23 protein-coding genes are annotated in these 17,797 nt (G+C 66.3%); 12 read left to right on the plus strand and 11 right to left on the minus strand.

Annotation, left to right across the window (positions count from 1 at the left end):
- Positions 1-323: 323 nt before the first annotated feature.
- From OCUBac02_RS08405 to OCUBac02_RS08440, 8 genes are all read left to right on the plus strand, one after another.
- On the plus strand, positions 324-533 hold the full coding sequence (locus OCUBac02_RS08405; RefSeq protein ID WP_173044872.1) for a cold-shock protein: 210 nt from the start codon (positions 324-326) through the stop codon (positions 531-533).
- Positions 534-670: 137 nt separating this feature from the next.
- A complete protein-coding gene (rpsU, locus tag OCUBac02_RS08410) occupies positions 671-943 on the plus strand; it encodes a 30S ribosomal protein S21 (RefSeq protein WP_173044873.1) in 273 nt (90 codons plus the stop codon).
- A gap of 41 nt (positions 944-984) precedes the next feature.
- Positions 985-1,245: a hypothetical protein gene (locus tag OCUBac02_RS08415; protein WP_173044875.1), complete on the plus strand. Its 261-nt coding sequence runs from the start codon at positions 985-987 to the stop codon at positions 1,243-1,245.
- A gap of 74 nt (positions 1,246-1,319) precedes the next feature.
- Positions 1,320-1,910 carry a chloramphenicol phosphotransferase CPT family protein gene (locus tag OCUBac02_RS08420; protein WP_173044877.1) on the plus strand — a complete coding sequence of 197 codons (591 nt, stop codon included), beginning with the start codon at positions 1,320-1,322 and terminating at the stop codon, positions 1,908-1,910.
- 89 nt (positions 1,911-1,999) lie between these two features.
- Complete coding sequence (lgt, locus tag OCUBac02_RS08425; protein WP_173044879.1) at positions 2,000-2,854, plus strand: prolipoprotein diacylglyceryl transferase; 855 nt, start codon at positions 2,000-2,002, stop codon at positions 2,852-2,854.
- The gene (locus tag OCUBac02_RS08430) at positions 2,851-4,059 is read left to right on the plus strand and encodes a class I SAM-dependent methyltransferase (RefSeq protein ID WP_173044881.1); all 1,209 of its coding nucleotides are present in this window, start codon (positions 2,851-2,853) and stop codon (positions 4,057-4,059) included. The genes lgt and OCUBac02_RS08430 overlap by 4 nt, the downstream gene beginning before the upstream one ends.
- Before the next feature lie 104 nt (positions 4,060-4,163).
- Positions 4,164-4,928 carry a peptidoglycan editing factor PgeF gene (pgeF, locus tag OCUBac02_RS08435; protein WP_173044883.1) on the plus strand — a complete coding sequence of 255 codons (765 nt, stop codon included), beginning with the start codon at positions 4,164-4,166 and terminating at the stop codon, positions 4,926-4,928.
- Between the two features lie 88 nt (positions 4,929-5,016).
- Positions 5,017-5,646, plus strand: coding sequence for a 2-hydroxychromene-2-carboxylate isomerase (locus tag OCUBac02_RS08440; protein WP_173044885.1), 630 nt, complete (start codon positions 5,017-5,019; stop codon positions 5,644-5,646).
- Positions 5,647-5,649: 3 nt separating this feature from the next.
- Here the strand turns inward: OCUBac02_RS08440 and OCUBac02_RS08445 are convergent, their stop codons facing one another.
- Both OCUBac02_RS08445 and OCUBac02_RS08450 read right to left on the minus strand, forming a co-directional pair.
- Positions 5,650-6,405 (minus strand): SDR family oxidoreductase, encoded by a 756-nt coding sequence (locus OCUBac02_RS08445; RefSeq protein ID WP_465247765.1) that lies wholly within the window; start codon positions 6,403-6,405, stop codon positions 5,650-5,652.
- Positions 6,389-7,204 (minus strand): glycosyltransferase family 2 protein, encoded by an 816-nt coding sequence (locus OCUBac02_RS08450; protein ID WP_052232205.1) that lies wholly within the window; start codon positions 7,202-7,204, stop codon positions 6,389-6,391. Before OCUBac02_RS08450 ends, OCUBac02_RS08445 begins: the two co-directional genes overlap by 17 nt.
- A 373-nt stretch (positions 7,205-7,577) precedes the next feature.
- Here OCUBac02_RS08450 and OCUBac02_RS08455 point away from each other — a divergent pair, with 373 nt between their 5' ends.
- Positions 7,578-8,228, plus strand: coding sequence for an outer membrane protein (locus tag OCUBac02_RS08455; protein ID WP_047577569.1), 651 nt, complete (start codon positions 7,578-7,580; stop codon positions 8,226-8,228).
- Positions 8,229-8,396: 168 nt separating this feature from the next.
- On the opposite strand, the gene OCUBac02_RS08460 is transcribed toward OCUBac02_RS08455, so the two are convergent.
- The 4 genes from OCUBac02_RS08460 to OCUBac02_RS08475 form a co-directional block, all read right to left on the minus strand.
- Positions 8,397-8,999, minus strand: coding sequence for a glutathione S-transferase (locus OCUBac02_RS08460; RefSeq protein ID WP_173044889.1), 603 nt, complete (start codon positions 8,997-8,999; stop codon positions 8,397-8,399).
- Between the two features lie 36 nt (positions 9,000-9,035).
- The gene (locus tag OCUBac02_RS08465; protein ID WP_173044891.1) at positions 9,036-9,887 is read right to left on the minus strand and encodes a 23S rRNA (adenine(2030)-N(6))-methyltransferase RlmJ; all 852 of its coding nucleotides are present in this window, start codon (positions 9,885-9,887) and stop codon (positions 9,036-9,038) included.
- Between the two features lie 63 nt (positions 9,888-9,950).
- Positions 9,951-10,613 carry a ribonuclease T2 family protein gene (locus OCUBac02_RS08470; RefSeq protein WP_173044893.1) on the minus strand — a complete coding sequence of 221 codons (663 nt, stop codon included), beginning with the start codon at positions 10,611-10,613 and terminating at the stop codon, positions 9,951-9,953.
- 17 nt (positions 10,614-10,630) lie between these two features.
- Complete coding sequence (locus OCUBac02_RS08475; RefSeq protein WP_173044895.1) at positions 10,631-11,089, minus strand: hypothetical protein; 459 nt, start codon at positions 11,087-11,089, stop codon at positions 10,631-10,633.
- Positions 11,090-11,270: 181 nt separating this feature from the next.
- On the opposite strand from OCUBac02_RS08475, the gene OCUBac02_RS08480 reads away from it, so the two are divergent.
- Positions 11,271-11,906: a pyridoxamine 5'-phosphate oxidase family protein gene (locus tag OCUBac02_RS08480; RefSeq protein WP_173044897.1), complete on the plus strand. Its 636-nt coding sequence runs from the start codon at positions 11,271-11,273 to the stop codon at positions 11,904-11,906.
- A gap of 12 nt (positions 11,907-11,918) precedes the next feature.
- On the opposite strand, the gene OCUBac02_RS08485 is transcribed toward OCUBac02_RS08480, so the two are convergent.
- Positions 11,919-12,821: a DMT family transporter gene (locus OCUBac02_RS08485; protein WP_197933322.1), complete on the minus strand. Its 903-nt coding sequence runs from the start codon at positions 12,819-12,821 to the stop codon at positions 11,919-11,921.
- 136 nt (positions 12,822-12,957) lie between these two features.
- On the opposite strand from OCUBac02_RS08485, the gene OCUBac02_RS08490 reads away from it, so the two are divergent.
- On the plus strand, positions 12,958-13,281 hold the full coding sequence (locus tag OCUBac02_RS08490) for a metalloregulator ArsR/SmtB family transcription factor (RefSeq protein WP_047577587.1): 324 nt from the start codon (positions 12,958-12,960) through the stop codon (positions 13,279-13,281).
- Complete coding sequence (locus OCUBac02_RS08495; protein ID WP_173044899.1) at positions 13,278-13,832, plus strand: SRPBCC family protein; 555 nt, start codon at positions 13,278-13,280, stop codon at positions 13,830-13,832. The genes OCUBac02_RS08490 and OCUBac02_RS08495 overlap by 4 nt, the downstream gene beginning before the upstream one ends.
- Before the next feature lie 205 nt (positions 13,833-14,037).
- On the opposite strand, the gene OCUBac02_RS08500 is transcribed toward OCUBac02_RS08495, so the two are convergent.
- The 4 genes from OCUBac02_RS08500 to OCUBac02_RS08515 all read right to left on the minus strand — a co-directional run bounded on the left by OCUBac02_RS08500 (position 14,038) and on the right by OCUBac02_RS08515 (position 17,724).
- Complete coding sequence (locus tag OCUBac02_RS08500) at positions 14,038-14,568, minus strand: winged helix DNA-binding protein (RefSeq protein WP_173044901.1); 531 nt, start codon at positions 14,566-14,568, stop codon at positions 14,038-14,040.
- Positions 14,569-14,843: 275 nt separating this feature from the next.
- Positions 14,844-15,833, minus strand: a complete 990-nt coding sequence (locus OCUBac02_RS08505) for a TRAP transporter substrate-binding protein (RefSeq protein ID WP_047580886.1) — start codon at positions 15,831-15,833, stop codon at positions 14,844-14,846.
- A 35-nt stretch (positions 15,834-15,868) separates the two neighbouring features.
- Positions 15,869-17,173, minus strand: a complete 1,305-nt coding sequence (locus tag OCUBac02_RS08510; RefSeq protein WP_047580885.1) for a TRAP transporter large permease — start codon at positions 17,171-17,173, stop codon at positions 15,869-15,871.
- Between the two features lie 2 nt (positions 17,174-17,175).
- A complete protein-coding gene (locus OCUBac02_RS08515) occupies positions 17,176-17,724 on the minus strand; it encodes a TRAP transporter small permease (protein WP_082009914.1) in 549 nt (182 codons plus the stop codon).
- Positions 17,725-17,797 lie beyond the last annotated feature (73 nt).

Below are 17,797 nucleotides of genomic sequence, written 5' to 3' on the forward strand. Positions count from 1 at the left end.
CATGTCAGGAGAGCCACTGTTTCAACGCTGAATCAACTGGCGTGCACTTCACGGCGAGGTCGCTTTCGAGAAGAATCGGTGATGGTTCTTCAATGTTGTTTTTCGCTGGCTGCACTGCCTGATTGCGTCTTCCTGCAATCGTCTTTTCGTCCTCGGTTTGACACCGGGCCGGTCGTGTCCTATCTATCTAACTCGATTTAGGCCTGATGACTTGGCCATTCGCGCCTCCGAGCGCGAAATGCTGATGATTTTCTTCCTCTGATCGAATTCGCCGCCGCATGTTGTTCATGGGGCTAGGGAAATTATATCTGCGGGAGGCAATCATGGCTTCTGGTTCTGTCAAATGGTTCAACGCCACCAAGGGTTTCGGTTTCATTCAGCCTGACGATGGCGGGCAGGACGTCTTCGTCCATATCAGCGCCGTCGAGCGTGCCGGCCTGCGCGATCTGCGCGACGGTCAGAAGATCTCCTACGAGATCGTGCAGGACAAGCGCTCGGGCAGGAGTTCAGCCGACAACCTGCAGGCCGAATAACCGTTCCGGAGCGGAACGACGACGCTTTGCGGCGACCACGGATGTACTGGCGCCACGACACGAAGTTTCGCGCCACGCGGCGAGTGAAGGGTCGGGACCGAAAAGCCCGGCCCTTCTGCTTTTAGGAAAGGATGACCATGCAAGTTCTCGTTCGGGACAACAATGTCGATCAGGCGCTTCGCGTCCTCAAGAAGAAGCTGCAGCGCGAAGGCGTGTTCCGCGAGATGAAGCAGCGACGTGCCTACGAGAAGCCGTCCGAGCGCCGTACCCGTGAGAAAGGCGAGGCCGTTCGCCGCGCCAAGAAGGCTGCCCGCAAGCAGGCACAGCGCGAAGGCCTGCTGCCGGCGCCGAAGCGCAAGCTGCCGGCCGGAAAGGCCCGCGCCGGAGCGCCGCGCCCGGCCGCGGGCTGATCGGTGGCAGTCTCTCAGTACCAGTCGAGAAGGAGAGTTGCATGTCGAGCCGGAACATGAAGCTGGACGAGATCAGGGCCCGGGCCCAGGAGGCGGCAGTGATAACCGAGCAGCGCCGGCAGGATGCCCTCGATGCGTGGCAGGCGCACGAGGATCAGGCCAACGCCGCCCGGCTCAAGACCGAGAAACTGCGGGCGCTGCGCCTTGCTCGCGACGCCGAGAAGGCCGCCGTCAAGACGGTTGCGTCCAGGAGCGCCGCGGCGGTAAAGCGTCCGTTGAGGGTTGCGGCAAAAGCGCTCTGATATCCCCGCATTGACGAGGACCGGGATGGGCGGCCACAGGATGTGCCGCTTGTCCGGGTTGGGAGACATGCTCCATGGATCGGTTCTCCCCGACTCCCGGCCGCATCATCCTGCTGAACGGTGCTTCGAGCAGCGGCAAATCCTCTTTGGCGCGGGCCATCCAGGCACGGATCGAGACGCCGTTCTGGCATATCTCGATCGACCATCTCCGTGATTCCGGCGTGCTGCCGACAGAGCGGATCAGGAGCGGCGCGTTCGACTGGCTGACGATGCGGGACGCCTTCTTCCTCGGCTTCGAGCGCTCGCTCATTGCCTATGTCGAGGCCGGCAACGACCTCATCGTCGAGCACATCATGGAGAGTGCTCCGTGGCTCCTGCGGCTTGCGGAGACGCTCTCTCGCCACGACGTGTTCTTCGTCGGCGTGCATTGCGACCTCGCCGAACTGGAGCGGCGCGAGCAGGCGCGAGGAGATCGGCGTCTTGGCGATGCCTGGCGCGACTTCCACCGAATCCATTCCCATTGCATCTACGATCTCGAAGTGGACGGGATGCAGGATCGGGATGCCAATGCCGATGCCGTCATCGCGGCCTGGAAGGCGCGGTCCGGGCGGTCGGCCTTCCGGCAGCTCATCCCCGTCCTGAGAACCGCTCTCGCAACTTCCTGAGCCGGCATCCGCCCCGGATGCGTCGCCATTTCGCTTGACCTTGCGGCCATAGCGTCGCCATCTCGCCGCGCCCGCCACCGGACTTCGCCATGCCCGTCTTCGCCATTCCCTTCCCGATGATCGACCCCGTCGCGGTCCAACTCGGGCCGCTTTCGATCAAGTGGTACGGACTCGCCTATGTGGTCGGGCTGCTCGGCGGCTGGTGGTATGCGCGCAAGCTCGTCGCCTCTGATGGGCTCTGGGGCGGGCGGGCGCGACCGCAGCCGGTCGAGCTCGACGACATGCTGCTCTTCGTCGCCTTCGGCGTGGTGCTCGGCGGGCGCATCGGCTTCGTGCTGTTCTACGATCTGGCCCGCTATCTCGAACGCCCGCAAGACATCTTCGCGATCTGGCAGGGCGGCATGTCCTTCCATGGCGGGCTGATCGGCGCGACGCTGGGCCTGTGGCTCTTTGCCAAGCGGCGCGGCTATCCGGCGCTGTCGGTGTTCGATCTCGCCGCTGCGGTAGTGCCGATCGGCCTCCTGCTCGGACGTGTCGCCAATTTCATCAATGGCGAGCTCTGGGGCCGGCCGGCGCCGGATTTCCCCTATGCCATGGTCTTCCCGAATGGCGGGCCGCTGCCGCGCCATCCGAGCCAGCTCTACGAGGCCTTCGCCGAAGGCCTCCTGCTCTTCATCCTGGTGAACCTGCTGGTCCGGGCCGGCGGCTTCAAGCGGCCGGGCTTCGTCGCCGGCATCTTCGGCATGGGCTATGCGGTCGCGCGGATCGTCTGCGAGTTTTTCCGCGAACCGGATCCGCAGCTCGGCTTCCTGTTCGGGACCTCGGTCGACGCGCTCTCGGGCGGCATCACCATGGGCATGCTGCTCTCCCTGCCGGTGTTCTTCGCCGGCCTGTGGCTGGTGCTGCGCAGCAGGCGCGAGGCGCCGGGCGAGGCGCGGGCGTGACCACGCTCAAGGCCGAGATCGTCGAGCTGATCCGGCAGGAGGGGCCGATCGGCGTCGGCCGCTACATGGCGCTGGCGCTCGGCCATCCCCGCCACGGCTACTACATGACGCGCGATCCTCTGGGAGCCGAGGGCGACTTCACCACGGCGCCCGAGATCAGCCAGATGTTCGGCGAGCTGGTCGGGCTCTGGGCGGCCCATGCCTGGCAGGCGATAGGCGCGCCGCAGCGGTTCCGGCTCGTCGAACTCGGACCCGGACGCGGGACGTTGATGGCCGACATGCTCAGGGCGACAAGGATCGTGCCGGGCTTCCACGCGGCGCTGTCCATTCACCTCGTCGAGACCAGCCCGGTGCTGCGTGGACGGCAGGCGGCAGCGCTGACAGGCTTCGAGCCGGTCTGGCACGATACGGTTGCCGGCGCGCTCGACGGCCCCGTGATAGCGGTCGCCAACGAGTTCCTCGACGCCCTGCCGCTCGACCAGTTCGTGATGACGCCCGAGGGCTGGCGCGAGCGGCTGTTGGGACTCGATTCGGAAGGGGAGCTGTTCTGGGGACTTGGCGCTCCTCCCTCTCCCCTTGCGGGAGAGGGCTGGGGTGAGGGGTCTCGCCACGCCGCTCGTTCTGCTGTTTCTGCCAACGATGCCGGTCTGCGCGACCCCTCATCCGCCCCTGCGGGGCACCTTCTCCCACAGGGGGAGAAGGGAGCGGTTGCAATCGGTGCGGTTTTCGAGGTGCCGTTTGTCGCGCTCGACATCGTCGCACAGCTTGCCGGCCATCTCGCTTCGGCCGGCGGCGCGGCGCTGCTGATCGATTACGGCTCGGTTCGCTCGGGCTTTGGTGACACGCTGCAGGCAATGAAGCGGCATGCATTCGTCGATCCGCTTGCGGAGCCCGGCGAGGCGGATCTCACCGTGCATGTCGATTTCGAGCGGCTGGGGCAGGTTGCACTCAAGGCCGACGCGGCGCTTCACGGGCCGGCGACGCAGCGCGACTTCCTGGTCGCGCTGGGGCTGCCGCAGCGGGCGCAGGCGCTGTCGCTCAAGGCGAGCGCCGACCAGCGTGTCGCGATCTCCGATGCCTTCGACCGCCTGATCGCGCCGGGCGAGACCGGCATGGGGGATTTGTTCAAGGTTCTCGCGCTATCGCAGCGGAACCTGCCGCCTCTGCCCGGATTTGACCTTCATCGGCTGCCAGACCGGGGCTGAACCCAGCGAGCCGCTCGCGGCTGCGCGAGTCTTTCATTGTGTCGCATTTTTGTGCGCGAACCGGTATCCACTTCGCTCGAAAATGCTCTAGCCGGACTTCATCCATGTTCATCACCGCCCGCGAACTCGCCGGAGAAGCCGGCATCCGTCACGCCTTCTTCACGCGCGAGGGCGGCGTTTCGACCGGCATCTATGCCTCGCTGAACGGCGGGCTCGGCTCCGCCGACGATCCGGCGGCGATCGCGGAGAACCGGGCGCGGATGGCGCGCCATCTCGAAGTCACGCCGGAGAACCTGATCAGCCTCTACCAGGTCCATTCGGCCGATGTGGAAGTGGTGACGGGCCCATGGCCGGGAGATCGCCCCAAGGCCGACGCGATGGTGACCACCGCCTCGCATGTCGCGCTCGGTGTCTCCACGGCCGATTGCGGGCCGATTCTCTTTGCTGACAGCGAAGCGCGCGTGATCGGCGCCGCCCATTCCGGCTGGAAGGGCGCCTTCACCGGCATCGTCGGCGCAACGGTGACGGCGATGGAGAAGCTTGGCGCAAGACGCGAGCGCATCACGGCGGTGCTCGGCCCGACGATCAGCGCCAAGGCCTACGAGGTCGGGCCGGAATTCATCGAGCGCTTCAAGGCCGAGAACCGGACCTATGCGCGCTTCTTCACGCCGTCGGAGCGCGCGGCGCATGCGATGTTCGACCTGCCGGCCTTCATCGGGCTCAAGGCGCAGGAGGGGGGAATCGGCCGCTTCGTCGACATGGGCCTGTGCACCTATGGAGACGAGCGGCGCTTCTTCAGCTACCGCCGCACGACCCATCGCGGCGAGCCGGATTACGGGCGCCTGATCGCGGCGATCGCGCTCGACTGAGCTGGGAGCGCGGGTTGCATGGCGCCTCTCTTTGCGCCGCGCTGCAGATCGGCGATGGTCTCTTCCGGCAGAAACCCGCGAGGCGACCTTGTCCCGTTCGATTACCTATTACTTCTCGCTGCATTCGCCCTGGACCTATCTCGGCAATGCGGCCTTTCACGATATCGCCCGCCGGCATGGCTGCGCGATCGACTACCGGCCGATGCCGTTGCGCTCGGTCTTCGACGAGACCGGCGGCTTGCCGCTGCCGAAACGGCATCCGGTGAGGCAGCGCTACCGGCTGCTCGATCTCCAGCGCTGGCGCGCGGCGCGGGACTTGCCGCTCGTGTTGCAGCCGAAGCATTTTCCGTTTGATCCGTCATTAGCCGATCGCATGACGATTGCGATTCGGGCCAAGGGTGGCGACCCCTACGCCTTCATCAGCGACGTGATGGCGGGATTGTGGGCGCGGGACGAGGATATGAGCAGTCCCGAAGCGCTGCTCGCCTGCGCGGCGCGGGCCGGTCTCGACGGCGCGGCCCTGCTCGACGCGGCCGAGGGGGCTTCGGTCAAGCTCCGCTATGAGGAGACGCTCGGGCAGGCGGTCGAGGCCGGGGTCTTCGGCGCGCCGAGCTATGTGCTCGACGGCGAAGTGTTCTGGGGGCAGGACCGGCTCGATCTGCTGGATGCGGCGCTGGCCAGCGGCCGGGCGGCCTACTATGCGGAGGGCGCGCTTTGAGTTTCAGCCGATGATGTCGGGCGTGCGCCAGCCGAGATGCTGGCCGGCATCGACTGCGATCATCTGGCCGGTCACGGAATCGGCGCGGGCGAGATAGAGCACGGCCTCGGCGATCTCCTCCGGCGCGACCCGGCGGCCGAGCAGCGTGCCCGCGGCTTCCTGCTCCAGGCGCTCGGCGCCGTCATAGGCGTTCGGGAAGGTCGGGCCGGGGCCGACGGCGTTGACGCGGATGCGCGGCGCCAGCGCCTGAGCCAGCGTCCGGGTCGCGGTGAGCAGGGCGGCCTTGGTCAGGGTGTAGGAGTAATATTGCGGCGTCAGCTTCCAGACGCGCTGGTCGACGATGTTGACGACGGCCCCCTTCGCATCGGCGGGGAGGCGTTCGGCCATGATCCCGATCAACTGGGAGGGCGCGCGCAGGTTGATCGAGAACTGGCGGTTCCAGCCGGCGATATCGAGCGAGCGGACATCGTCGGCGACGAAGCTCGCGGCGTTGTTGACCAGCAACGTGACCGGGCCCAGCGCCTTCTCCGCATCGGGAATCAGCGTCGCCACGGCTGTGGGATCGACGAGATCGGCGCTGAGCAGGCAGGTCTTTGCGCCTCGCTCCGCGAGTTCCCGGGCCAGCGCTTCCGCATCCTCATGGCTGCCGCCGTGATGGATCGCGACCGCATAGCCGGCTCCGGCGAGCTTCTCGACGATGGCGCGGCCGATCCGGCGGGCGCCGCCCGTGACCAGAGCGACGTCAGACATCGCGGGCATCGCGTTTAGCGGCAGGCGCTGCGATCGGCGTCGAGGCACGCCGCTGCAGGCGGCGCTCCCAGTGCTTGGCGACGCGCAGATAGCGATAGAAGGCGTAGTTCATCGCGGTCATGAAGCCATAAATGCCGCGCAGCGCATGGCGGCGCCCGATATAGGCCTTGAGGAAATTGGCGGGAAACTCGGCGACCAGACGGAAGACGGAGAGCGAGCCGCCGCGCGCATCGAGATCGTCGGCCTGGGCGTCGCTATAGGCGTTGAGCTTGTCCATCTGCTCGCCGAGCGAGCGGACCGAGAAATGATGCACGGTTCCGCGCAGGCGCCCGACGCGGGCATCCGGCGCGAGGTCGACGCGGTCATGCACCGGAGAGGGCGAATAGCGGCCCTTGCTCTTGCGGTAGAGGCGCACGGGGGCCAGCGCATAGGCGAATCGATGCGGCGCGCCTTCGCCGGGGAAGATCTCGGCGATCCGCACCTTGTAGGCGTCCTTCGGCGGCGAGCCGTTGGCGAAGAGCGCGACGATCTCCGCGGCGAGATCGGGCGGGACGACCTCGTCGGCGTCGAGATTCAACAGCCAGTCATGCCGGCACTGTTCCTCGGCGAAGCGCTTCTGCTGCCCGTAGCCCGGCCAGGCGTTGAAGATGACGCGGGCGCCGAGCGACTCGGCCAGGGCCTGGGTGCCGTCGGTCGAGCCGGAATCGACGAGGACGATGTCGTCGCTCAGGGTCCGCGCGGCTTCGATGGTCCGGCCGATCCGGTCCGCCTCGTTCTGGGCGATGATGAAAATCGAGAGAGGCGGCACGGTTTTCTTCGGTTCCTGTCGTCTCAAGGCTTAAGCACGCGCGGCGCGGAGCGGCAAGGCAGTCGCAGAATGCTGCGAGCGGACGTGGAACCTTGGGAAAGCTCCGGCGTTTGTAGGCCGGGCCATGTTCCTACGCCAACGGGTGATCGGGCTATTATTAGTATTCGATTTACCATAATGGCTAGTCGCTGGTTGGTTAACTTGGTTTTACCTATTTGCTTTCAGTTATCGCAATCGTGCCGCATTTCTGCCGTGGTCTGCAAGGCAGATGTGCTTCCGATGCAACAGACAAAGCCGGCTCCCGGTCTTATAACGGGTTCATCGAAATCAACCGCCGGGGTTTCCGGCGTCAGCGACGACTAAGGAGTTTGTCATGAAGAAGTACCTGCTTGCGAGCGTTGCCGCGCTCGGCCTCGTCGCCGCTGGCGCCGCCTCGGCTGCCGACCTGCCGTCGCGCAAGGGCCCGGTTGCTGCCCCCGTCTACATGCCGCCGGCGTTCTCCTGGACCGGTTTCTACGTCGGTGCCAACGCCGGCTACGGCTGGGGCAACGTGAATGCCAACGGCTTCGCCAATATCGGCGATCTCGACGGCTTCGTCGGCGGTGGCCAGATCGGCTACAACTACCAGATGGGCCAGTTCGTCCTCGGCCTCGAGGCCGACCTGCAGGGCGCTGACCTCAGCTCGGGCAACAACCTCGGTCTGGTTCGCGTCAAGACCGACTATTTCGGCACGGTCCGTGCTCGCGTCGGCGTCGCCTTCGACCGGTTCATGCCCTACATCACCGGTGGTTGGGCTTACGGCAACGTGAAGACCTCGATCCCGGCTCTCGGCTTCTCCTCGGATCGCAGCCACACCGGCGGCTTCGCCGTCGGCGGCGGTCTCGAGTACGCCGTCACCAACAACATCATCGCTGGCGTCGAGTACCTCTACGTCGACCTCGGCGAGAAGAACATCGCTGGCGCCGGCACCAAGGTCGGCACCGACTTCTCGGTCGTCCGCGCCCGCCTCAGCTACAAGTTCTGATCCTCTCCTCCCGGAGACAGAACGGACCCGGTGGCCTTGGCCACCGGGTTTTTTGTTGCCTGCAAGTCGACGTCGCCGCGACGCCGGATATGAAAAAGCCGGCGACCAGGGCCGCCGGCTTCCGAATGGCTTCGATTCTTCGCGGCGCGATCGGCGCCGGCGGTTCTGTCAGCCCTTGAAGCGGGTCGCCTCGAAGGCGGGAACGCGGGCGGCGAAATCGTCGAGCCAGGCGACGAGCTTCGGATGGGTCGCACGCCAGGTGCCCTCAAAGCGCAGGTCGAGATAGCCGAGCGCGCAGGCGACGGCGATCTCGCCGATGCGCGGTTTGCCCGGGAAGGCGGGCGGCATGGCTTCGAGCGCCTCCAGTCCGCGCGCGACCTTGCCGTCCTGATGCGCAACCCAGTTGGCGTTGCGCCCTTCCTCCGGGCGGAAGCGGCCTTCATAGACCTTGAGCAAGGCGGCATCGCAGATGCCGTCGGCCAAGGCCTGCAGGCGAAGCTGGGCGAAGCGGGCCTCGCCGGCCGGAATCAGCTTGCCGCCGCTGAGATGGTCGAGATAGTCGACGATGACGCGCGAATCGAACAGGGTCGTGCCGTCTTCCAGCACCAGCGTCGGAATCTTGCCGAGCGGGTTCTGCTGGCGCAGCGCCTCCGCCGGATCGTTGGTGTCGGCCGGAACGATCTCGATGCGCTCCATCAGCCCGAGTTCGATGGCCGCCAGTTTGACCTTGCGGCCGAAGGGGGAGGCGGGGGAGGAGCGCAGGACGAGCATCGGCGGAATCCTTGAGGCGGACAGAGACGTGGTCGATCAGCCGTCGGGGCGGATCGCCTCGCAACGATAGCGCGGGCGCGGCCCCTGGGCGAGCCGTTCGGTCAGCGCCGGCAGCAGCGTTTTCGCCTCCTCGGCCAGCCGCCAGGGCGGGTTGACGACCAGAAGTCCGGTGGCGCTGAGGCCGCCCGCCGCTTCGGGGCGGTCGACATCCATTTCGAGGCGCAGGAGCCGGCCGATTCCAGCGTCGAGCACTGCGTCCATCAGCGAATCGATGCCGTGGCTGCCCTTGATCGGATACCAGAGCGCATAGATTCCGGTCGGCCATTTGCGATGCGCCGCGATGAACTCGTCGGCCAGCGTGGCGAACTCGTCCTTCTCCTCGAAAGGCGGATCGATCAGGACGAGGCCGCGGCGTTCCTTCGGCGGGACATTCGCGCGCAGCGCCGTCCAGCCATCGATGGCGAGCGGAATGCAGCGCTTGTCGCGGCCGATCGCTTCGGTGAGCTTCCTGTAGGTCGGCGGATGGAGTTCGGCGGCGACCAGTCGGTCATCCGGGCGCATCGCGTGGCGGCAGAGCCAGGGCGAGCCCGGATAGGCACCGGCGCCATAGAGCGCGCGGGCGCCAGCCAGCGAGGCGCGATAGGGCGCGAGCAGAGCCTCGACCGAAGGAGACAGCGGCGAGCGGTCGATCCGCGCGATGCCGTCCTTCCATTCATGCGTCCTGAGCGCCTCTTCCGAATCGAGGTCGTAGCGGCCGCTGCCGGCATGGGTGTCGATGATGCGATAGGGCGTCGGCTTGGCGGCGAGATGCAGCAGGATGCGCGTCAGCACGGCATGCTTCAGCACATCGGCGAAGTTTCCGGCGTGGAAGCCATGGCGATAGTTCATGCCGCCGTTGGTAGAGGAAGCCGCCTCCGACCGGAAGCGGCAAAGTCTGGCGGTGTTCGGCTTTCAGCGCGGGGCGACGACGGTGAACTCGCGGGCGCGGCAGCCGGAGCGGTCGACCTGCTGGCAGGAGCGGAAATCGCGCAGATCCCGGGTGAAGCAAATCTTCACCTCCTGCAGCACGCCGCGCCTGCAGGCGACGGACATCATATCGGTTCGCAAGCCCGGATTGGCGGCGGCGAAAGCGCGTTCGAGGTCGATCGCGGTCCAGGTCTGGTCGCGATCCGCCTTGGCCAGAGCCGGCGGAATGACGACCTTCTCGCGGGCACGGCGGACATCGCGGAAATAATCGCTCGGGCTGGAGCCGGTGCAGGTGCCGTGCTTGCGCCATTGATAGCGGGCGAGGCCCTCGCTCGGGAACAGGCCTTCGGCCTGCTCCAGCGCGATCCGCGAGGGCGTACGCCCGGCCGGGCCGCATTCGCTGGGATAACCGCGCTCGTGCTGAGGCCAGAGGCCATGCACGACGAAGCGCAGGCCTGCGCCTTCGCCGCATTGCTCGCGGTTGCGCGAGCGGTCCCCGTCGAGCTCGCAAAAACCCGGCGACCAGGACAGCGCCAGGACGTAGAAGTCGAAATCCCCCGGCGTGCCGCCGCGTTGGCCGAAGCCCTGGGCATGGCCCGCCGCCGTGAAGCCGAACAGCGCCAGAGCCGCGATGGCGAGCGATTTCATGATCGGGCGACCTACGATCAGGGGCGCGCCATCTTGCAGTCGGGTGCGTAGGTGCGGAGGCGATCGAGGCCGCTTACGCACCAGTTGACGTTCCAGGTCAGGCCGAACAGGCCGAGATTCTCGCGCACGGAATAGTCGACGCGGCGGAACTTGCCGTCGTTCAGCAGCACGCGGCCGCTGCAGAAGCGCCGCGGGATGAAGTCGGCGCCCCAGCTCCGATAGCCGATCTGCCCGATGCGGTCATAGGAGAGCGCCTGGAGCGGGCCCCAATAGGTATTCTCGCGGGCATTGAAGCGGCTGGTGACTTCGCTCAGCACGGCCGGGTCGTCGCAGCCGGGGAGGCTGCCGTACATCGCGAAGGTGCGGTTCTCCGCGCGGTCCAGCGGATGGACGAAGCGGCCGTTCGCGGCATGGACCACGAAGCCCGCGAGGCAGGCGATGGAAACAAGGGCGGTTCGCAGCAGGGCGCGGCGCATCGAATCAGGCCTCGTCAGGAAGGGCGAAGATGACGCGCACGATGGCGATGTGGCGGTCACGGGTCAAGGCGCAAGCGTGTGGCGCGGCGGCATGCAAAGACAGGCCGGCGGGCAGAAGCCGCCCGCGCTGGCGCGGCTTGCCGCGATCGGACAGATTGGCCGCGGAAATGGAGGAAACGACATGAGCGATTGCTTCGACGACCCGGCGGCGCGCATCGAGGATGCGGATGCCCTGCGCGGCCATATCGGCCCTGTCTCGCCGCTGGCGGCCAGCAAGATGCTGCGCCGGCTGGACCATTTCTGCCGCGACTTCATCGCGCTGTCGCCCTTCCTCGTGCTGGCGAGCTGCGATGCCGAGGGCAATGCCGATGCGAGCCCGCGCGGCGACGGGCCGGGCTTCGTGCGCGTGCTCGACGACACGACCCTGCTGATCCCCGACCGGCGCGGCAACAACCTGATCGATTCCTTCCGCAACATCGTCTCGTCGCCGGGCGTCGGGCTCGTCTTCATGGTGCCGGGCATCCCGGAGACGCTGCGCGTCAACGGCAAGGCGCGTGCGACGCGCGATCCAGCCTTGCTGGCGCCTTCCGTCATGCAGGAGCGCGTGCCGGTGACCGGGCTGATCGTCGCGGTTGAGGAAGCCTATTTCCATTGCGGCAAGGCGCTGATCCGCTCGAAGCTGTGGGACCCGGCCTCGCAGGTGCCGCGCCACTCCTTCCCGACGCTCGGCCGCATCATCGCCGACCAGACCAAGGCAGTCGACGGCGACGAGGCCGATCGCAATCTCGAGGAAGCCTATCGCACCCGGCTCTATTGAGGCGGCATCGCGTCAGGGGGCCCCGGCCCCGGTCGCTTCGAGCACGGCGGGCGTCGGGGCGGCCTTGCGTTCGAGGATGAGCAGGACGAGGCCGGCCGCCACGATCAGGGCCGCGCCGCAGAGCATGGCGGGCGTCGGCCAGTCGCCGAAGACGAACCAGCCGAAGACCAGCGCCCAGATGATCAGCGTATACTGGTAGGGCACGACGACCGAGGCCTCCGCCAGCTTGAGCGAGCGGGTGACGCAGATATGCGCGCCCATCGCGACGATGCCGAGCAGAGCGAGCAGGGCAGTATCCTTCAGACTCGGCGTTACCCAGCCGAAGGGCAGGAGCGCGATCCCCATCAGCAGCGCGCCGAGCGTCTGCCAGGCGACCAGCGTAACGTCGGGCGTGCCGCGCAACCGGCGGCCGGCGATCATCATCGCGGCGAAGAGGAAGCTGCCGGCGACCGCGATCAGCGCCGGCATCGACAGGCTCGCACCGCTCGGATTGAGCGAGACCGCGACGCCCGCGAAGCCCAGGGCGACGGCGAGCCAGCGCCGGCCGTCGATGCGCTCGCCGAGCAGCAGCGCGGCGAGGATCACCACCCAGACCGGCGCAGCGAGCCAGATCGTCATGGCGTCTGCGAGCGGCAGATAGGTAACCGCCAGATAGAACAGCGCGACCTCGCCCGACGAGAACAGCACGCGCAAAGCCTGCAAGCCCGGTCGCTCCGGCCGCAGGGTCCGCTGCACGCCCTGCTTGAAGACGAAGGGCAGGATGACGACGAGCGCCGCGAGGCTGCGCAGCAGCAGGAGCTGGCCGACCGTGTAGGTCGCGACCAGCCATTTGCCCATCACGTCGTTGAGCGAGAACAGCAGGATGCCGATCAGCATCATGGCGATGCCGGCGAGCGAGGCGTTGCGGGCGGTCATGGCAGGCAAAAGTGTTCCAAAGGCGCGCCACCACTGGCGGAGTCCGCGGCGCGTGGCAATCCGCGTTTCCGCATGCCCCCATGACACCTAAATATTAAGTATTGACTTAATTAAGTGAATAGCGAATTTATCGGGCATGGATCGCTTTGCCGCTCTCGCCGACCCGACACGCCGCAGCATCGTCGAGATGCTGGGGGAGCGGGCGCTGTCGGCTGGCGAGATCGGGGCGCGCTTCAGCGCCAGCGCGCCGGCGATCTCGCAGCATCTCAAGGTGCTCAGAGAGGCAGGGCTGGTGACGGTGGAGGTGAGGGGGCAGCAGCGAATCTACCGGCTCGATCCGGCGGGGCTCGCGGCGTTCGACGCCTGGCTCGGCAAGGTCCGGCGCTTCTGGGGGCGCCATCTCGATATCCTGGAACAGGAACTTGCGAAGCCCGAACCGGGCGAGGGAGATATCCGATGAACGATTATGGCGTCGTGCTGGAAAGCGGTGCGGTGCGCTTCGAGCGCCTGCTGCCGGGACCTGTCGAGCGGGTCTGGGCCTATCTCACCAAGTCGGAGAAGCGTGGACTATGGCTGGCCTCGGGCATGTTCGATCTCAGGGTCGGTGGCCATACGGAGATGCTGTTCAAGCACTCCGAGATCACCAACGAGACGCCGCCGGAAGCCTATCGCGAGGTGCATGAGAACGGCGTGCGCTCGACCGGGACGATCACCCGCTACGAGCCACCCCGGATCATCGCCTTCACCTGGGGCGGTGGCGGCGAGCCGGAATCCGAGGTCGCGTTCGAACTCATGCCGAAGGGCGAGAAGGTCCTGCTGGTGCTGACGCATCGCAAGCTGACGAGCAAGGCGGAGATGACGAGCGTTTCGGGCGGCTGGCACATGCATCTGGGCCTGCTGGAGGATGCGCTCACGGGCGCACCGCGGCGCGGATTCTGGTCGCGGTTCGCGGCGCTCGATGCGGATTACGCTCAGCGCTATGCCGGCCTGCCCGAGCCGGGCGAGGGCTGACCGAGGCGCTGTCGAACTTCGCGGGAAAAACCGTCGTTTTGTGGCTGGTCGAAGGGCCCAAGCCCGCAATCGGCGAAAATGCCGCCTGTCATGGTCGGCCTTGTGCCGACCATCCACGTCTTCCTTCATGTGATATGGTTCAAGACGTGGATGCTCGCCACAAGGGCGAGCATGACGGCGTGGTTCGGCGGAAAATCGGTCGCGGCTAGAGGCTCGCCGCCGCTCGGGACGCCTGGTCGTACTGGCCGGAGAGCGAGCGCATCGCCGCGGCGATCTCCGAGAGGCGGGCCGGGTCGGCGCCGGTGGCGCGGACGGACTTGACCAGGAGCTGCTCGCGGATCTGGGCGTAGCGCCGGCAGGCCTCCTCGCCGGCCGGCGTGACCTCGACAGTCTTCTCCTTGCCCTTGCGGCCGCCCTTGAGGAGCTTCAACCGTTCGAGCTTCTTCAATGAATAGTTCACCAGATGCGTGTCCTCGATATTGAGGACGAGGCAGATATCGGCGAGGCGCTTGGCCTTGCCGCGGTGATTGACGTTGTGCAGCACGAGCACGTCGAGCGGCGAGAGATCGGCGATACCGGCCGCCGCCATGCAGCGGATCATCCAGCGCTGGAAGGCATGCACCGTCATGCTCAGCGCGAACTCGAATTCCGAAAGCGCCGGCAGCGCTCCCGAGGCGAGATGGCCGGAGGAAACGATCGGGCCGAGGTCGTCGGGGGAGGGAGGCGATGTGGGCATTCTGCTGCTTGTCGAAAGAGGCGCGGGGAACCCTCTCCCGGAGGGAGAGGGCAGGGTGAGGGGTAGGCCGTTGGACGTCTCAGCCTCGCCCTAACCACGGCAGCGGGCAGGGCGTTCGCAAATGGTCCAGGGGCCTACACCTCACCCCTGCCCCTCTCACCTATCTCGGGCTTGCCCGAGATAGGTGCTTAAAGTGTCGAAGTCGGCAACAGCCGGCTTCGATGCAGGAGAGGGGTTCTGCGTCGTAATTCCGGTGCTCTTTTGAGAACCAAACCTCACATCTTCTTGTAGGCGTCGACGATCGCCTGGCCTTCGGCGCCGGCCTTCTTCAGCCAGTCGGCGGTGAGCTGCTCGCCGGCCTTCTTGAAGCCGGAAGCGAGCGCGGCCGAGGGCGCCTGCACCTTCATGCCCTTGGCCTTGAGCTGGTCGAGATACCAGCCGGCCTTCTCCTGCCACATCTTCCAGCCGCGCTCCTCGGCCGTCGCGGCAGCCTTGAGGATCGCGTCCTGCGTCGCCTTGTCGAGAGCGTTGAAGGTGGCCTTGTTCACGAAGGTCGCGTCCTTCGGGATCCAGGCCTGCGTGTCGTAGAAATGGGTGAGCGATTCCCAGACCTTGGAATCATAGCCGGTGCCGCCCGACGACATGAAGGAGTTGACCACGCCGGTCGCCAGCGCCTGCGGCAGTTCGGCCGCCTGGATGGTGACCGACTGCATGCCGGCGATTTCGCCCAGCCGCGAGGTTCCGACATTGTAGGAACGCCATTTCAGGCCGCGCAGATCCTCGAAGGTGTTGATCTCCTTCTTGGTGTAGATGCCCTGCGGCGCCCAGGGGACCATGAACAGGAGCTTGATGCCCTGCGCGTCGAGCTTCTTCTCGATCGCGGCCTTCGACGCCTTGTAGAGCTTCATGGCATCGGGATAGGAGGTCGCCAGGAAGGGAACGACGTCGACGCCGAAGATCGGGTCCTCGTTCTCGTGGATCGAGAGCAGCACCTCGCCCATCTGCGCCTGGCCGGACTGGACCGCGCGCTTGATCTCGGGCGCCTTGAACAGCGAGGCGCCGGGATGGACGGTGATCTGGAGCTTGCCCGATGTCGCTGCCTCGACGTCCTTGGCGAAGAGCACGAGGTTCTCGCTATGCGGATTGTCGGCGGGATAGGCGGCCGGCAGGTTCCATTTGGTCTGCGCCGAGGCCGGCATGGCGAAGGCGAGCGCGCTGACGCCGAAGGCGAAGGCGGCCGTGGCGAAAGTCCTGCGGTTGATCATGATGCTGGTCCCTCTCTTGTGGTTGGCTTCTCTGGTCAGTCCGGAAAGGCGAGTTTCGGCAGGAAGAGCACGATTTGCGGAAAGGTCGTGATGATGAAGACGGCGATGTTCAGCAGAATGAAGAACGGAAGCGCGGCCTTGGCAATCGTCCAGGTGTCCTTGCCGCTCATGTTCTGCAGGACGAAGAGGTTGAAGCCGACCGGCGGCGTGATCTGCGCCATCTCGACATGGATCACGAGGTAGACGCCGAACCAGATCAGGTCGAACCCGGCTTCCTTCACCATCGGCAGCACGATCACCGCGGTCAGCACGATCATCGAGATGCCGTCGATCAGGCAGCCCAGGATGATGTACATGCAGGTCAGCGCCAGCACGAGCATATGCGTCGAGAGCTGCTGGCCCTTGACCCATTCGGCCAGTGCGGTCGGGATGCCGGTATAGGCCATTGCCGCGGTGCAGAAGGCGGCGCCGGCCAGGATCAGCATGATCATGCAGGTCAGGCGGGTGGCGCTCATGATGCTCTCGGCGAGCGTCTTCCAGGTCAGCGTGCCGCTCCACCAGGCCAGGAACAGCGCGCCGGAAACGCCCCAGGCGGCGCATTCTGTCGCGGTGGCGAAGCCGAGGATCAGCGCCAGGAAGACCGCCGCGATCAGCACGAGGCAGGGCAGCAGCTTGAACGATTGCCGCAGCTTGTCCATGAACGGCATCGCTGGGTCGCGCGGCGGCGTCTTGTCCGGGTTCAGCAGCGACCAGATGATGACGTAGCCCATGTAGAGCGCCATCACGAGCAGGCCGGGCAGGAAGCCGCCGAGGAAGACCTGCAGCACGGAGACGTTCGCCGTCACCGCGTAGACCACCATCGGGATCGAGGGCGGGATCAGCAGGCCGAGCGTGCCGGAGCCGGCCAGCGTGCCGAGGCTGAGCTTCTCGTCGTAGCCGCGCTTCTTCAGCTCCGGCAGCGAGATCTTGCCGATCGTCGCGACCGTCGCCGCCGAGGATCCGGATACGGCGGCGAAGATGCCGCAACCCACGATATTGGTGTGGATCAGGCGGCCGGGCAGCCATTGCAGCCAGGGCGACAGGCCCTGAAACATCTGCTCCGACAGGCGCGTCCGGAACAGGATCTCGCCCATCCAGATGAAGAGCGGCAGGGCCGTCAGCGTCCAGCCGCTGGCGGAGCTCCAGACCGTCGTAGCCAGTACCTGGCCGATCGGCACGTCGGTGACGAGCCACATGGCGAGCAGCCCGACGAGGCCGAGGCCGACGGAAATCCAGATGCCGGAGCCGAGAACGAGGACGAGGAAGCCGAGCAGGACGAGCGAGAGAACGGGCAGGCTCATTGTCAGACGCCTCCGCCCTGGGCGACGCGCTCGACCAGTTCCTCGACCGATTTCGGCGGTTCGGGCTCATAGGTCGGGCGCCCGGTCCGAACGACGATGACGAATTCGTCCAGGATCGCGATCAGCAGCGTTCCCAGCCCGAGGACGAGGGCGAGCTGCGGAATCCACAGCGGCACCGAGACGACGCCCGTCGACATGTCGAAATACTGCCAGGAATCATAGGCGAGCTTCCCGGTCTGGAAGGTGAAGTAGCCGATGAAGAGCGCCGCGACGCTGAGGGCGAAGAGCTCGGCCGCCTTGCGGGCCGGGCCGTGCAGGCGCTCGATCACGAGCCCGACGCGGATCATCTCGCCCTTCTTGAACGTGTGCGCCAGGCCGAAGAAGGCCATCGCGGCAAAGGCCCAGCCGGCGAAATCGTCACCGGACGGCACGTTGAAGTTGATGTCGCGCCCGACAGAGAGCAGCATCATCAGGACGAAGATCACGATCAGGCACAGCCCGGCGATATAGCCGGCGGTGAGGTAGAGGAGGTCGAGTCCGCGGCGGATCATAGGGTGCGCTCCGCCGGAGCGCAGCGCCATGCGCTGTCATTTGCCAGGATTGCCAGCATCGTCGCATCCTCCG

It is taken from the genome of Bosea sp. ANAM02, assembly GCF_011764485.1.
In the GTDB taxonomy this organism is placed as follows: domain Bacteria; phylum Pseudomonadota; class Alphaproteobacteria; order Rhizobiales; family Beijerinckiaceae; genus Allobosea.